17 protein-coding genes and 1 riboswitch are annotated in these 14,500 nt (G+C 64.5%); of the genes, 12 read left to right on the top strand and 5 right to left on the bottom strand.

What is annotated here, in order from left to right; all coding sequences use genetic code 11:
• Nucleotides 1-62 precede the first annotated feature (62 nt).
• The 6 genes from G8O24_RS14840 (at nt 63) to G8O24_RS14815 (ending at nt 6,584) form a co-directional block, all read left to right on the top strand.
• Nucleotides 63-992: a histone deacetylase family protein gene (locus G8O24_RS14840; protein WP_188100415.1), complete on the top strand. Its 930-nt coding sequence runs from the start codon at nt 63-65 to the stop codon at nt 990-992.
• 75 nt (nt 993-1,067) lie between these two features.
• A complete protein-coding gene (locus G8O24_RS14835) occupies nt 1,068-1,319 on the top strand; it encodes an exodeoxyribonuclease VII small subunit (protein WP_188100413.1) in 252 nt (83 codons plus the stop codon).
• Between the two features lie 586 nt (nt 1,320-1,905).
• A complete protein-coding gene (dxs, locus tag G8O24_RS14830) occupies nt 1,906-3,834 on the top strand; it encodes a 1-deoxy-D-xylulose-5-phosphate synthase (protein ID WP_188100411.1) in 1,929 nt (642 codons plus the stop codon).
• A gap of 193 nt (nt 3,835-4,027) precedes the next feature.
• Nucleotides 4,028-4,582 carry a nucleoside 2-deoxyribosyltransferase gene (locus G8O24_RS14825; protein WP_188100409.1) on the top strand — a complete coding sequence of 185 codons (555 nt, stop codon included), beginning with the start codon at nt 4,028-4,030 and terminating at the stop codon, nt 4,580-4,582.
• 27 nt (nt 4,583-4,609) lie between these two features.
• Nucleotides 4,610-5,344: a TlyA family RNA methyltransferase gene (locus tag G8O24_RS14820; RefSeq protein WP_188100407.1), complete on the top strand. Its 735-nt coding sequence runs from the start codon at nt 4,610-4,612 to the stop codon at nt 5,342-5,344.
• Nucleotides 5,337-6,584 (top strand): class I SAM-dependent RNA methyltransferase, encoded by a 1,248-nt coding sequence (locus G8O24_RS14815; protein WP_188100405.1) that lies wholly within the window; start codon nt 5,337-5,339, stop codon nt 6,582-6,584. The genes G8O24_RS14820 and G8O24_RS14815 overlap by 8 nt, the downstream gene beginning before the upstream one ends.
• 4 nt (nt 6,585-6,588) lie before the next feature.
• On the opposite strand, the gene G8O24_RS14810 is transcribed toward G8O24_RS14815, so the two are convergent.
• The 4 genes from G8O24_RS14810 to G8O24_RS14795 all read right to left on the bottom strand — a co-directional run bounded on the left by G8O24_RS14810 (nt 6,589) and on the right by G8O24_RS14795 (nt 9,361).
• Nucleotides 6,589-7,173, bottom strand: coding sequence for a hypothetical protein (locus G8O24_RS14810; protein WP_188100403.1), 585 nt, complete (start codon nt 7,171-7,173; stop codon nt 6,589-6,591).
• Between the two features lie 71 nt (nt 7,174-7,244).
• Entirely contained in the window at nt 7,245-7,628 is a 384-nt protein-coding gene (locus tag G8O24_RS14805) for a bleomycin resistance protein (RefSeq protein WP_188100402.1), read from the bottom strand.
• A 53-nt stretch (nt 7,629-7,681) separates the two neighbouring features.
• Nucleotides 7,682-8,317 (bottom strand): hypothetical protein, encoded by a 636-nt coding sequence (locus G8O24_RS14800; protein WP_188100400.1) that lies wholly within the window; start codon nt 8,315-8,317, stop codon nt 7,682-7,684.
• Between the two features lie 165 nt (nt 8,318-8,482).
• Entirely contained in the window at nt 8,483-9,361 is an 879-nt protein-coding gene (locus tag G8O24_RS14795; RefSeq protein WP_188100398.1) for a DUF1194 domain-containing protein, read from the bottom strand.
• A 252-nt stretch (nt 9,362-9,613) separates the two neighbouring features.
• Nucleotides 9,614-9,692: riboswitch (Fluoride riboswitch) on the top strand.
• A gap of 126 nt (nt 9,693-9,818) precedes the next feature.
• Here G8O24_RS14795 and G8O24_RS14790 point away from each other — a divergent pair.
• From G8O24_RS14790 to clpS, 5 genes are read left to right on the top strand one after another with little or no spacing between them, the layout of a single operon-like run.
• A complete protein-coding gene (locus G8O24_RS14790; RefSeq protein WP_188100396.1) occupies nt 9,819-11,027 on the top strand; it encodes an MFS transporter in 1,209 nt (402 codons plus the stop codon).
• 7 nt (nt 11,028-11,034) lie between these two features.
• On the top strand, nt 11,035-11,433 hold the full coding sequence (gene crcB / locus G8O24_RS14785) for a fluoride efflux transporter CrcB (RefSeq protein WP_188100592.1): 399 nt from the start codon (nt 11,035-11,037) through the stop codon (nt 11,431-11,433).
• Between the two features lie 6 nt (nt 11,434-11,439).
• The gene (crcB, locus tag G8O24_RS14780) at nt 11,440-11,865 is read left to right on the top strand and encodes a fluoride efflux transporter CrcB (RefSeq protein ID WP_188100394.1); all 426 of its coding nucleotides are present in this window, start codon (nt 11,440-11,442) and stop codon (nt 11,863-11,865) included.
• 2 nt (nt 11,866-11,867) lie between these two features.
• Entirely contained in the window at nt 11,868-12,209 is a 342-nt protein-coding gene (locus G8O24_RS14775; protein ID WP_188100392.1) for a DUF190 domain-containing protein, read from the top strand.
• Between the two features lie 44 nt (nt 12,210-12,253).
• Nucleotides 12,254-12,559 carry an ATP-dependent Clp protease adapter ClpS gene (gene clpS, locus G8O24_RS14770; RefSeq protein ID WP_025034645.1) on the top strand — a complete coding sequence of 102 codons (306 nt, stop codon included), beginning with the start codon at nt 12,254-12,256 and terminating at the stop codon, nt 12,557-12,559.
• 4 nt (nt 12,560-12,563) lie between these two features.
• Here clpS and G8O24_RS14765 read toward each other — a convergent pair whose 3' ends face one another.
• Nucleotides 12,564-13,544 (bottom strand): LysR family transcriptional regulator, encoded by a 981-nt coding sequence (locus tag G8O24_RS14765; RefSeq protein ID WP_244645857.1) that lies wholly within the window; start codon nt 13,542-13,544, stop codon nt 12,564-12,566.
• Between the two features lie 82 nt (nt 13,545-13,626).
• Between G8O24_RS14765 and G8O24_RS14760 the strand changes: the two genes are divergently transcribed.
• The gene (locus tag G8O24_RS14760; protein ID WP_202988760.1) at nt 13,627-14,340 is read left to right on the top strand and encodes an aconitase family protein; all 714 of its coding nucleotides are present in this window, start codon (nt 13,627-13,629) and stop codon (nt 14,338-14,340) included.
• The last annotated feature ends 160 nt before the right edge of the window (nt 14,341-14,500 follow it).

The following is a 14,500-nucleotide window of genomic DNA, read 5'->3' as shown; positions in this document are numbered from 1 at the left end:
TGCGTTTTGGCGTCGGATGCGCCAAGCGACGTCGAGAGTTCGTTCCCCGCGAGGCCGACCTGATGAGCACGCTTCTTCTTTCCCACAAGGCCTGCCTCGACCACGTCACGCCGCCGGGACACCCCGAGCGCCCGGACCGCCTGCGCGCGGTCGAGGAAGCGCTGTCGCATGAGCGTTTCCAGTTCCTGGTGCGCGATCAGGCGCCGGAGGGCGATCTCGATCTCGTCACGCTGTGCCACAACGAGCACTACGTCACCGAGCTGCGCCACATGGCGCCAACCAGCGGCCTGATCTACATCGACGGCGACACCTCGATGTCGCCGGGCACGTGGGAAGCGGTGATGCGCGGCGTCGGCGGCGCGGTGGCGGCGACCGAAGCGGTGATGAATGGCGAGCATCGCAACGCCTTCGTTGCCGTGCGTCCGCCCGGCCATCATGCCGAAATCGGCAAGCCGATGGGCTTCTGCTTCTTCGACAATGTCGCGATCGCCGCGCGCCATGCGCAGCGCAAATACGGCATCAAGCGGGCCGCCATCGTCGATTTCGACGTGCATCACGGCAACGGCACGCAGGACATCTTCTGGTCTGACCCCTCGGTGATGTACTGCTCGACCCATCAGATGCCGCTGTTTCCGGGTACCGGCGCCAAGAGCGAACGCGGCGACCACGACACCATCGTCAACGCGCCGCTCGCCTCGGAAGACGGCGGGCCGGAATTCCGTTCCGCATTCGAGAACCTGATCCTGCCGCAACTGGAAAAGTTCAGCCCCGAACTGCTGATCATCTCCGCAGGTTTCGACGCGCATTTCCGCGATCCGCTGGCCTCGCTGAATCTGCGCGCGGAGGACTATGCCTGGGTGACGCGCAAGCTGATGGACCTGGCCGACAAGTCTGCCGGGGGGCGCGTTGTTTCTGTGCTCGAAGGCGGCTATGACCTGCAAGGACTGAAAGAATCTGTTACGGCGCATGTCGGCGCCCTGATGGGGGCCTGAAACGACCCGCCACATTACGCCCGCAAAACTCTGCTTTTTCTGCATCTGACGCAAATCGGGCAATCGGAAACGGATATGGCCGAAAATACCCTAGTCGACGTCTCCAGGCTCACCTTCGAGCGCGCGATCGAGGAACTCGAGACAATCGTGAAGCGGCTCGAGGATGGCAAGGTGCCGCTCGAGGAATCGGTCACGATCTATGAGCGCGGCGAAGCCCTCAAGCGCCGGTGCGAGGAGCTGCTGCGGCAGGCCGAGGCACGCGTCGACAAGATCACGACCGATGCCAGCGGTCAGGCGACCGGCACCGCCCCGCTCGACGTGCATTAGGGCGGCGTCCGAAGCTGCCCATCTCGAGCAGCGGTCATCTGCGTTTTTTCAAGATCGCACGCCTGCCTCTTCCAGCGACCGTCTCCAGCCGCCGGCCGGATTTGAGGAATTTTTCTTGCCCGCGGCCCGTCGGCCCGAAAATCCCCCAAAACGTCTGTTCTTTCGCCCGGAATCCTGCCAAGGAACCGGGCATCATTGGAACCTCCACCCCGGCGCCGCAATTAACCAAATTGGCCCGCCGGTTGCACCTGCATACCCCTAATCGGTCCGGCGGGTTGGCTTTAGCCCAAGGTTTGGTGTAAAGCTGCTCGCAGTGTGGCTTTTTGTTAGCCTTGACGTGGGGACCGATAACCAACGACAAGACCTTCAAATCGCTAATGAATTGGCTGGGGACGGACGAAGCCGATCTACGTGACAGGGATCACAGAGACTGAACCGGAGCGCACTTAAGCTCACCTAAGCTTGAAGACGGGGCTTTGCCCCATGCAGGTGGCTCCGACGGTTTGAGGACTCGCGCTGCGCCGAAATTGTGCAAACCCATCGCGCACCGGAATGACATTCCGGCGCTGACAAATTGGAAATCGCCGTGAACGCATACAGCAAGACGCCGCTTCTCGACACCATCCGGACGCCGGATGACCTGCGCAAGCTCAAGGTTGAGCAGGTTCGCCAGGTCGCCGACGAACTGCGGCAGGAAACGATCGATGCCGTCTCGGTGACCGGCGGTCACTTCGGCGCGGGCCTCGGCGTGGTCGAGCTCACCACCGCGATCCACTACGTCTTCGACACGCCGCGCGACCGGCTGATCTGGGACGTCGGCCATCAGGCCTATCCGCATAAGATCCTCACCGGACGGCGCGACCGCATTCGCACGCTGCGCACCGGCGGCGGCCTGTCCGGCTTCACCAAGCGCAGCGAGAGCGATTACGATCCGTTCGGCGCCGCGCATTCTTCGACCTCGATCTCCGCCGGTCTCGGCATGGCGGTCGCACGCGACCTTTCCGGCGGCAAGAACAACGTTATCGCCGTGATTGGTGACGGTGCGATGTCGGCGGGCATGGCCTATGAGGCCATGAACAATGCCGGCGCCATGAATTCGCGCCTGATCGTGATCCTCAACGACAACGACATGTCGATCGCGCCGCCGGTCGGCGCCATGAGCGCCTATCTGTCGCGCCTCTACTCCGGCAAGACCTATCGCACGCTGCGTGATGCGGCCAAGCAGATCAACAAGCGTCTGCCCAAGATCCTTGCCAACCGCGCCAACCGCGTCGAGGAATATTCCCGCGGCTTCATGATGGACGGCGGCACACTATTCGAGGAGCTCGGCTTTTATTACGTCGGCCCGATCGACGGCCATAACCTCGACCATCTCCTGCCCGTGCTGAAGAACGTGCGCGACATGGAAACCGGCCCGATCCTGGTCCACGTCGTGACGCAGAAGGGCAAGGGCTACGGTCCGGCGGAAGCCTCTGCCGACAAGTACCATGCCGTCGTCAAGTTCGACGTCGCCACCGGCACCCAGGCGAAAGCCAAGCCGAACGCGCCGGCCTACCAGAACGTGTTCGGCCAGAGCCTCGTCAAGGAAGCGCAGAAGGACGACAAGATCGTCGCCATCACCGCGGCGATGCCATCCGGCACGGGCGTCGACATCTTCAACAAGGCGTTCCCGGACCGCACCTTCGACGTCGGCATCGCCGAGCAGCACGCGGTGACCTTCGCCGCCGGTCTTGCGACCGAAGGCTACAAGCCGTTCTGCGCGATCTACTCGACCTTCCTGCAGCGCGGCTATGACCAGATCGTGCATGACGTCGCGATCCAGAATCTCCCCGTGCGCTTCGCCATCGACCGCGCCGGCCTCGTCGGCGCCGATGGCGCGACCCATGCCGGCTCGTTCGACAACGCCTATCTCGGCTGTCTGCCCAACATGGTGATCATGGCGGCGGCGGATGAAGCTGAACTCGTGCACATGGTCGCGACCCAGGTCGCGATCGACGACCGTCCGAGCTCGCTGCGTTATCCGCGCGGCGAAGGCCGCGGCATCGAGATGCCCGAGGTCGGCATCCCGCTCGAGATCGGCAAGGGCCGCATGATCCGCCAGGGCAACAAGATCGCCCTGCTCTCCTTCGGCACGCGTCTGGCCGAATGTGAGAAGGCCGCTGACGAGCTCGCGGCCCATGGCCTGTCGACCTCGATCGCGGATGCGCGCTTCATGAAGCCACTCGACACCGAGCTGGTGCTGAAGCTGGCCCGCGACCACGACGTGCTGATCACGGTCGAGGAAGGCTCGATCGGCGGCTTCGGCTCGCACGTCGCGCAGTTCCTGACTGATCAGGGCGTGCTCGACACTGGCATGCTCAAGTTCCGCTCGATGGTCCTGCCCGACGTGTTCCAGGACCACGATACCCCGGCCGCGATGTACGCCCGTGCCGGTCTCGACGCCAAGGGCATCGTCGCAAAGGTGTTCGAAGCGCTCGGCAAGGACGTCAAGACCGAGACGGTGAAGCTGGCTTGATACGTCCTACGGGCACCGGACCCACCTCTCCCGTAGGGAGAGGTCGGATCGCGCAAGCGATCCGGGTGAGGGGTTCAGGTCCCAGGTGAGAGCATAACCCCTCACCCGCGCCTTCGGCGCGACCTCTCCCTCCGGGAGAGGTTTTGCACCGCCGACGCCGCGGCGACTCAATGCCTCCTCGCACGGTAGTCTCATGAAAATCTATCTGGCAGGTCCCGATGTGTTCCTGCCGGATGCGGTGGAGATGGGCCGCCGCAAGGCCGCGATCTGCGCTGCTCACGGTCTCGCGGGCCTCTATCCCCTCGACAACACCGTCGATCTCGCCGCGACCGACGCCTCGCGGCAGATCTTTTGCGCCAACGAGGCGATGATGGACGAGGCCGAGGCCATCATCGCGAACCTGACGCCGTTCCGCGGGGCCGGCGCCGATCCAGGTACCGTCTACGAGCTCGGCTACATGGCCGGCCGCCGCAAGTTTTGCCTCGCATACTCCAACGATCCCACCGTCTATGCCGGCCGCCTCGGCCGCCTCGCCGAAGTCACCCCGGACAACGGGCGACTGGTCGATGCGCAAGGGCTGACGGTCGAGGATTTCGGTCTCGTCGACAACCTCATGATGATCCATGCGCTGGAGCTGCACGGCTGCCCGCTGGTGACGCCGGTCAAGCAGCCGGTCGATGTCTGGCACGATCTCGCCGCGTTCGAGACTTGCGTTCGGATGGCAGCCGCGCGATTGATCGCTACATAAACGTTTCAGTCATCGCCGGAGAGTCAATTGTCCCCTGCCCGCAAGCGCGCGGACGTTCTGCTGGTGGAGCGCGGCCTGTTCGAGAGCCGGGCACGGGCGCGCGCGGCGATCGAGGCCGGGCTGGTCACGGCCGACGACAGGCAGGTCGCCAAGCCATCGGAGACGATCGCCGAGGACGCGGTGATCCAGGCTGAGCCGGCACACCCCTACGTCTCGCGCGGTGGCATCAAGCTCGCCGGCGCACTCGAGCGCTACCCGATCGACGTCGAGGATCATGTCTGTCTCGACGTCGGTGCCTCGACCGGCGGTTTCACCGAGGTGCTGCTGGCGAACGGGGCGAGCCTGGTGTTCGCCATCGATGTCGGCACCAGCCAGTTGCATCCCTCGCTGCGCGGTCATCCCAAAATCATGTCGATGGAAGAGACCGACATCCGCGCCTATGAAGGCAAGCGGCTTCCGGCGCGGCCCGATGTCGTCGTGATCGACGTCAGCTTCATCTCGCTCAAGACGGTGCTTCCCGTGGCGCTGTCGCTGGCGGCTGCGCCGATGAGCCTGCTGGCGCTGATCAAGCCGCAATTCGAGGCCGAGCGTAAGCACAACAAGAAGGGCATCGTCCGAGACGCAGCGGTGCACCAGGAGATATGCGAGGACATCGCGGCCTTTGCAGCATCGCTCGGCTGCATCGACATCGAGGTGTTTCCGTCCTCGATCGCGGGCGGCGACGGCAACATCGAATTCTTCCTGGGCGCGCGCCGTGGTTGAACGCCTCACGATCGATCATGTCGGCCATCGCGGCGACGGCGTCTCGCTGACGACTGGCGATGCGATCTACGTGCCTTATACACTTGGCGGCGAGAGCGTCGAGGTCGATCACGTCGCCGGACATCATCCCGATCGTCGCAAGCTGCTGGCGGTCGACGTCGCGAGCCCCGAGCGCATCGAACCGTTCTGTCCGCATTTCGGCATTTGCGGCGGCTGCGCGATCCAGCATTGGGCGGCCGAGCCGTATCACGCCTGGAAGCGCAACATCGTGGTCGAGACGCTGGCGCAGGCGGGCATTACTTGCGAGGTGGCGCCGCTGGTCGATGCCCACGGTGCGGGCCGCAGGCGCGTCACGCTACACGGCCGCTTCGGCACGCATGATATCCTGAAGGTCGGCTTCGCGGCGGCAAGCTCGCACGACGTGATCCCGATCGACCGCTGTCCGATCCTCGATCCCGCGCTAGAAGGCGCGCTCGACGCCGCCTGGGCGCTCGCCGAGCCCCTAACCTCGAAGATGCCGGTGACGAAGCCGCTCGATATCCAGGTGACTGCCACCGCCAACGGCCTCGATGTCGACGTGCGCGGCTCCGGCCCGCTGCCGACGCCGCTGGTCACGGCGCTGTCGCGCGTCGCCGAGCAGCATCGACTTGCGCGGCTGACGCGGCATGGCGAGCTGGTCCTGCAACGGCTGCCGCCGACGCTGAAGATGGGCCGCGCTGAAGTGACACTGCCGCCGGGCTCGTTCCTGCAAGCGACCGTCGCGGGCGAAGAGACGCTTGCCGCCCTCGTCGCCGAACGCATCGGCAAGGCCAGGGACGTTCTCGATCTCTTCTGCGGCGTCGGCCCGTTTGCGCTACGGCTTGCAGAGAAGGCGCGCGTCACCGCCTATGACAGCGATGCCGGCGCCATTGCCGCGCTCGCGAAGGCTGCGCGCACGCCGGGGCTGAAGCCGATCAAGTGCGAGCCGCGCGATCTGTTCCGCCGTCCTCTAGTGCCGCCGGAGCTGCGCGATTTCGATGCCGTGGTGTTCGATCCGCCGCGCCAGGGCGCGCAGGCTCAGGCGCTGAAACTCGCTGCGAGCAAGGTGCCCGTGGTGATCGCCGTGTCCTGCAACGTCGCCACCTTCGCCCGCGACGCGCGGCTGTTGATCGACGGCGGCTACAAGATCGACGCGGTGATCCCGGTCGACCAGTTCCGCCACACGCCCCATGTGGAATTGGTCGCGCGGTTTACGCGATGACGTGTCAGCGCCGCAGCTGACCCAGCGCCGGCGACTCGCCGGGCAGCATGTTCGACCTGATATCGCTGTCCATACGGCTGCCGTCCTGCTGGGCGAACCCGGCTCCGAACGACAGGCTGAGGTTGGAGGTCGGCTTGAATTCGACGCCGGCAAAGGCGCCGTAGCCGGGCGCGGCGGCGGAGGTCAGTGGCGCAACCGAGCTGCCGATGCCGTTGCCGTATTTGAGCGTGTCGAACCCGGCAAAGAACGTTACGGGCGAGCCCCCTGCGGTCTTCATGTTGTAGCCGAATTGCGTGCTGTCGTAGGAGAGCGCGCTGAAATTGCTCGCGGGCCCAGCCTGGGTGAAATTGCTCAGGCCGAAATTGCCGTGCTGGCTTCCGACGAAGAAACCGGGGCGAAAATCGTAGCCGCCGTTGGCATCGGCCGTACTTGGAAAGTTACTGTAGCTCTCGGTGCTGCCGCCGTAACCAAAAGCCCCGCCGGGAATCCAATACCTCAGAGGTGCGACCTGCGCATGCGAAGGTGCTCCACTGAGGCAGAGAACTGCAACAAGGGCCGTAACAGCGCCGAAACGAGTAAGGTTGGGCATTCAGGTAACCGTCAGAAAGCTCGTCAATTATACGCGAAGGATGCCGCAAACGCCAGCGGAGCCGGGACTGCTCACTCGGTTCCGGAGATGCCCATGCCGAATGTGACCTGGTTGCCGTCGGCATCGACCGCGTCGAAGTCGCGCATGCCATAGTCGCGATCCTGCGGCTGGTTGATCAGCCTCGCGCCGCGTCCGGACAGTTCGGTGTAGAGCGGGTCCACGTCCCGCACGAAGATGCAGAGGCCGCCCTGCCCGGGCAATCGTTTCGTTGCCGCCGCCGCGAGCAGATGCAGATCCACCTCGTCGCGACAGAGGCAGGCATAGGACAAGGGCGAGCCGTATTCGAATGTAACCTGGAAGCCGAGCGCGTCGCGGTAATAGGCGAGGCTTGCGTCGATGTCGGAGACGACGAAGACGGTCGCAGCGCCGACCATCATGCGGGGCTCGTCGGCCATGGCTCTCCTCCCTTAGCAAGCAGTTCAATGCGGACGATAGCCGACGTGACCGGCTATGCCGTCCGGTCCACCGAGGATGACGTATCCGCCGGCGGATATTTCGTCACCGGCACCATGAAGGACTTGGTGCCGACCTGGTAGATGATTTTGCCGTTCTGCCCGTCGTCCGTCGCAATCTGCGCCTGTCCGAACATGATGACGTTCTTGTAGACGATGCCGGTGCCCTGGCGGGTGATGCCGTCGGTGGTGACGCTGACCTGCGCTTCATTGCCGTTGACGGCAAGCACCTTGAAGCTCGCGCTCTTGCCGTTGTCGCTGGAATAGCCGCCCCAGCTTCCCATAAGCCGACTGTCGGAGGCCGGCGGCGCTTGCTTTTCGAGCGTCGCGGTCTGCTTGCCGGCACCGCCTGCGGAGAACAGCAGCACCAAATTCTTGCCGTCCTTGGTGCCGACAGTCACCGAGCCGAAAGTAATCAGCGAGCCGCTGACCTGGGCAAAGCCACGCTCGGTGTGACCATTATGGGTGTACTCGACCTGTGCACGCGAACCGCGGATGTTCACGACCTTGAAGCCGACGGGCTGATTGTTGCCCGCCCAATTGCCCTTCCAGTCACCGAGCAGAGCGCTCTGGTGATACATCCGCTCGTTGGCAGGTGAAATCTGGCTGGTGCTTGATGTGACGATGGCCATGGGCTTGCTCGGTGAATGGGCCCCGCCGAACTCGCCTGTTTCGAGCACCGGCAGGCGGCGTCAGACACACTCGGAAACACATCGAATAGGCCACGCCACGGTTAACGAGTGGTTAACCTCGGGCGCTCGACGGGATGAGACGCAGGGCCTTATCGGAACGGGCCCTTAGCGGCCCCAGCGATCCGACCAGATCTTCTCGCCGATCAGGCAGTTCACGCGCGGCTCCTTGTCCTTCTCCGCAACATGCACCACGGGACGTTCGGGCGTACGGCCGGCGACCTCCATCAGGAGCTTGGTGCGGATCGCCTCCTTGAACTTGTCGCGATCCTTGATCGCGATCACGAAGGAGCCGGGTCCACCAATGACGCAATCCTCGTAGTAATAGTCCAGATTGTCGATATCCATCGTCGAATAGGACGGCTCCTTCACCATGATCGGCAGGCCGTTGATGATGATGCCCTTCTCGAGCGCGGTGTCGCGCGCCACGGTGACCGGCCCGCCATTGTTGTTGGGGCCGTCGCCGGAAATGTCGACGACGCGACGAAGTCCGTGATAGGGATCCTCGTCGAACAAGGGCATCGCAAATCCGATCGCACCCGAGATCGAGGTGCGGGAGGCGCGACGGATCGGCGTCTTCATGATCTCGGCCGCGACCGCATCGGCCGTCTCCGGTCCGTCGATCAAACGCCAGGGGATGATGATCTTCTGGTCGCTGGATGCCGCCCACTCGAAATAGGTCACCGCGATCCTGCCGTTGGGGCCGGCCTTCAGCGCCTGCAGGAATTCCTTCGACTGGATCGCCTGCGCGTATCCTTCGCGCTGGATCGCGAGTTCGTCCATGTCCATGGAATAGGAGACGTCGACCGCGAGGATCAGCTCGACGTCAACCGATTGTGCATCGCCATCGGCAGCCTGCCGCTGGTGTCTTGAAGGTTCAAATTTCGGCGGTTCGAGTTTAGGACTCGGTGCCGCGATGCCCGCGACGTCCCCCCCGGCAAGCACGCCGGCCACCAGCACAGCCCCGATCGAGAACAGCAAGCGCATCGCAGTCTCCCGTCGTATGACGCGATGGTGACATGCAAACGCCCTGCCGCAAAGCGCGAAGATCGCTTGTGCTTCACATTCAGGTTAGGAATTTGCAGATTAGGAATTTGCAGGTTAGGGATTTGCAGGTCAGGTACTGCGTGTGTCCGCGCGAAATCGCCGCCATGTCGCCACGCTTGCGCCGTCACGCCCTTGCGCTGTGGGACGGCACGTCCGCCCACTTGTCCCCCGTGATTTCCATGCTAGGCTGACCGCACAGATGGGGATGGAGTCCCCCGACAACCGCCCGGCGGTCGAACGATCGCAATGGGCTTATGACTCCTGCTCGAGGTGAGGCTAGCAGCCTCTGCCTTTGGCGGGAGCATGGACAAGCCCGCCGATGGCGGGTTTTTTGTTGCCTGGAGGCAAGGCCAGGGGGATGTCCAAGACTTGAAGGCAATGACGTGAAGGCGATGAGGTGACGACCATACCGAATGCTGCGCGCGCCAAGCTGCCCAGGGGGATCTGGGTGCTCGGCTTCGTCTCGATGCTGATGGACATCTCCTCCGAGATGATCCATGCGCTGCTGCCGGTCTATCTCGTCACGGTGCTCGGCGCCTCCACGCTCACCGTCGGCTTCATCGAGGGCATCGCGGAAGCAACCGCTGCGATCACGAAGATCTTCTCCGGCGCGCTCTCGGACTGGCTCGGCCGGCGCAAGCTGCTCGCCGCCCTGGGCTATGGCCTCGCCGCCCTGACCAAGCCGTTGTTCCCGCTCGCGCCCAGCGTCGGCTGGCTGGTCGCGGCGCGCTTCATCGATCGCGTCGGCAAGGGCATTCGCGGCGCGCCCCGCGACGCGCTGATCGCCGATATCTCGCCGAAGGGTCTGCGCGGCGCCAGCTTCGGCCTGCGGCAGTCGCTCGACACGGTCGGCGCCTTCGTCGGACCGCTGGTTGCGATCGGACTGATGTGGTGGACAGCAGATCATTTTACCGCCGTGTTCTGGGTGGCCGTGGTGCCGGCGTTTCTGTCGTTTGGCCTGATCGCGTTCGCGGTCGACGAACCAGAACCGGACCCGAGCCGGGAACCTGCGAAGAACCCGCTCGACATCGCCGCGATGCGGCAGCTCGGACCGGTCTATTGGCGCGTCGTCGCGGTCGGCGTCGTGTTCACGCTCGCGCGCTTCAGCGAAGCCTTCCTGGTCCTGCGCGCCCAGAACGTCGGCCTCAATGCGATGTGGGTGCCGGCGGTGCTAGTGTTGATGAACATCACCTACGCGCTCTCGGCCTATCCGGCCGGCGTACTGTCGGACCGGATCAACCGGACCGCCCTGCTCGCGCTCGGCCTGGTCGTTCTCGCCGGCGCCGATCTCGCTCTCGCGCTGCTGCCTGATCTGACCGGGCTTGCCCTCGGCGTCGTGCTGTGGGGGCTGCATATGGGACTGACGCAAGGCTTGCTCTCGGCCCTTGTCGCCGATACTGCCCCGCCAGCCCTGCGCGGCACCGCGTTCGGCTATTTCAATCTGTTCACGGGCCTTGCGATGCTGGCCGCGAGCGTCATCGCCGGCGCATTGTGGGACGCCTATGGTCCAACGGGAACGTTCCTCGCCGGGCTCGGCTTCGCACTGATCGCGCTGGTGGGACTGCTTGCCGTCGGCAACGGCTTGACGGCGGAGGACGGGACATGACGGGGGGCTGTTCATCGTGCTGAGCGGAGTGGTCGCAATCGCGGTCGGCAGCGTGCTGGGCGGCTGCGCCCGCTATTTCGTCTCCGGCGCGATTGCGCGGCGGCTGGGCGAGACTTTTCCCTGGGGCACCATGACCATCAATGTCACCGGCGCCTTCCTGATCGGCATCTTCGGCGCACTGGCGACCCATCCCGGCTCGGCGTTTGCCTCGCCCAATCCCTGGCTGTTCGCGGTGACGGGCTTCCTCGGATGCTACACCACGGTGTCCTCGTTCAGCCTGCAAACGCTGACACTGGCGCGGGGCGGCGAGCCGGTGCAGGCCATCGGCAATGTCGTGGCCTCGGTCGGGCTGTGCCTCGCGGCCGTGAGCTGCGGCTTCCTCCTTGCGGACAGTCTTGGAGGCTAGCGGCAGATGAAGCCCTCCACGGCCGACCGCTGGCGCACGGCGATGCTCTACGCCTGGGTCTCCGCCGGCAGCATCGTCGGCGGGCTGACGCGCTATTTGGTCGGGCTCGCGCTCGATACCGGTCCCGGCTTTCCTTTCGCGACGCTGTTCATCAACGCGACGGGTTCGCTCGTCATCGGCTTCTACGCGACGCTGACCGGCCCCGACGGCCGGGTGCTGGCGCGCCCAGAGCACCGCCAGTTCGTGATGACCGGGTTCTGCGGTGGCTACACCACCTTCTCGACCTTCAGCCTGGAGACCTTCCGCCTGTTCCACGGCGGCATGAAATCCACCGCACTTGCCTATATCGCAGCGTCCGTCATCTGCTGGCTGGTCTCGGTGTGGGCAGGGCATATGATCGCGAGCCGTTACAACCGCTTGACCAGGAGTTGACCATGCAGATCCCCAATCAGGCTGTTTCGCTGCGGATCTTCATCGGCGAAAGCGATCATTATGACGGCAAGCCGCTCTGTGAAGCCATCGTGCTGGCGGCGCGCGAGCGGCATCTTGCCGGCGCCACCGTGCTGCGCGGCCCGATGGGGTTCGGCAAGTCGAGCCGGCTGCACACCTCGAAAATCCTGCGGCTCTCGGAAGACCTGCCGCTCCTGATCGAGATCGTCGACAGCGAAGACAACATCAACGCATTCCTGCCCATCCTGGATGGCATGATGTCGAGCGGCCTGATCACCTTGGAGAAGGTGCAGGTCCTGCAATATGGTGCGAAGGCCGCGAGCTGATCGCTTCGGCAGGAACCCGAGGCCCGCCGTGTCCAGGAGGCGGAATGAACGACACCGTTACCAAGCCGAAAACCAGGACGAAGACCAAGGTCGAGCGGCCGAAGCTGCACAAGGTCATCCTGATCAATGACGACTACACGCCGCGTGAGTTCGTCACCATGGTGCTGAAGGCCGAATTCCGCATGACCGAGGATCAGGCCTACAAGGTCATGATCACCGCGCACAAGCTGGGCGCCTGCGTCGTCGCCGTCTTCACCAAGGACGTCGCCGAGACCAAGGCGACGCGCGCTACTGACGCCGGCCGCGCCAAGGGCTATCCGCTGCTGTTCACGACCGAGCCGGAGGAATAGGCGACTAGCCCCGGCGCGTGCGAGGCACCTTGCGCCGGCTGTTCGCGGGATGCTCGTGAACGTCAGTCCAGAACGCTTCGGCCGCCTGCGTCAGCCGCGATCTCGGCCTGAACACGTGGATCTCGATCGGTATCTCCCATTCCGACCCGCCCGCCCTTACCAGTTCGCCCGATGCGAGCTGGTCGGCGATGAGGCTTTGCGGAAGCCACGCCATGCCGCGGCCGGCCTGGACCATGGTGACGAGAAGCTTTGCAAGATGCGAAGTGAACGCCGGCTTCAAATGTGCTCCGAGCGGCGAGGTCGAGCGCACCGCCTCCAGTATTCGTCCCATCCCGGACTCCTGACGGTAGTTCAGGACTTGCACAGGCATGACTTCCGTTCCCGGCAGCTTGAAGCGCGCAACCTTGCCCGATCGCGAAGCCGGCACCGATGCCGGGATCAGGCAGTCATCGCCGACATGGACGGATTTGAACCGAGCCGTCGTAAGCGCACTGACCACGGCGGGGTGATGGTGGCAGAGCAGAAAATGCACCTCGCCCGCCAACAGCATGCGCTCGCAAGCCTCCATGTGGTTGGCGACGAGCTGAACGTTCGGCACGAATGACAGCGTCGTCTCGGCCTGCCGCAGCCAGTCCGGAAAGAATGTCAGCGACAGCGCATTGGTCGATGCGAATTTCAGCACGTCGGAGGCGCCGCGCGCCAGCTCCTGCGCCTCCAGGCGACCGGCGGACAGGCGACGGATGATGTCCTCGGCGGTCATGCGGAATGCATCACCCGCTTCTGTCAGGCTGACCGCATGCGTCGTGCGCTCGAACAGCGCGGCGCCCGCCCACACTTCCAGCGCCTTGATCCTGCGGCTCAGCGCCGGCTGCGAGGAATTGCGCTGCTCGGCCGCGCGCGAAAAGCTGCGGGTCGACGCCACCGCGATGAAATCGTGCAGCCAGTTGATCTCCATGGCTCCGCCCTGCTTATGCAAATCCTGCATAATCATATCATGACGTGACATTGGATTTCCAGAAGGCGCACCGGCACCCTCCACGGAAAGTCAATTTTCTCCTGGAGGCCCGATGTCAGGGCGCACGCTCTACGACAAGCTGATCGACGCGCATGTGGTCCGCAAGCTCGACGATGACGGGCTGGTGCTGCTCTATGTCGACCGCACCGTCCTCAACGAATATACCAGCCCGCAGGCCTTCGCCGGCTTGCGCGAAGCCGGGCGCAAGGTTTGGAATCCCTCGGCCGCGCTGATGGTGGTCGACCACGTCAATCCGACTGCCGCGCGTCGCACCCGGCAGATGCCGGATGCCGACGCCACGCGGCAGGTCGACCATTTCGCCGACAACGCGCGCGATTTCGGCATCGAATATTTCGACATCCTCGATCCGCGTCAGGGGATCGAACATGTCGTCGCCCCCGAACAGGGGCTGGTGATGCCGGGCATGGTGATCGCCGCCGGTGACAGCCACACGACGGCTTACGGCGCCTTCGGCGCGCTCGGCTACGGCATCGGCACCTCGGACATCGAGCATTATCTGGCGACCTCGACGGTGCGTTACCGCCGGTTGAAGACCATGCGAATCCAGGTGACGGGACGTCCGCCGCTCGGCGTCACGCCGAAGGACATCGTGATGGAGGTCATCCGGCGCATCGGCGCGGACGGCGCCACCGGCTATGCGGTGGAGTTCACTGGGCCTGCCGTGAGCGAGATGAGCGTCGAAGGACGCATCGTGATGTCGATCATGATCGTCGAGGCCGGCGCGCGCGGACGTCCCTTGAGATAATCGAGCACCTTCTGGTCGGGCGCGATGACGACACCGCGCGCGCCGAAGGGCGAGATGTGGGATCGCGCCGCCGAGGCCTGGCTGCAACTCGGCTCCGATTCCGATGCCCGCGTCGCCCGGGAGGTGACGAGCGATGCCGGCGGCGTGGCGCCTGTGGTGA

The sequence above is a fragment of the Bradyrhizobium campsiandrae genome (assembly GCF_014529705.1).
GTDB classification, from domain to species: Bacteria; Pseudomonadota; Alphaproteobacteria; order Rhizobiales; family Xanthobacteraceae; genus Bradyrhizobium; species Bradyrhizobium campsiandrae.
This window is presented reverse-complemented; position numbering and strand designations above follow the sequence as displayed.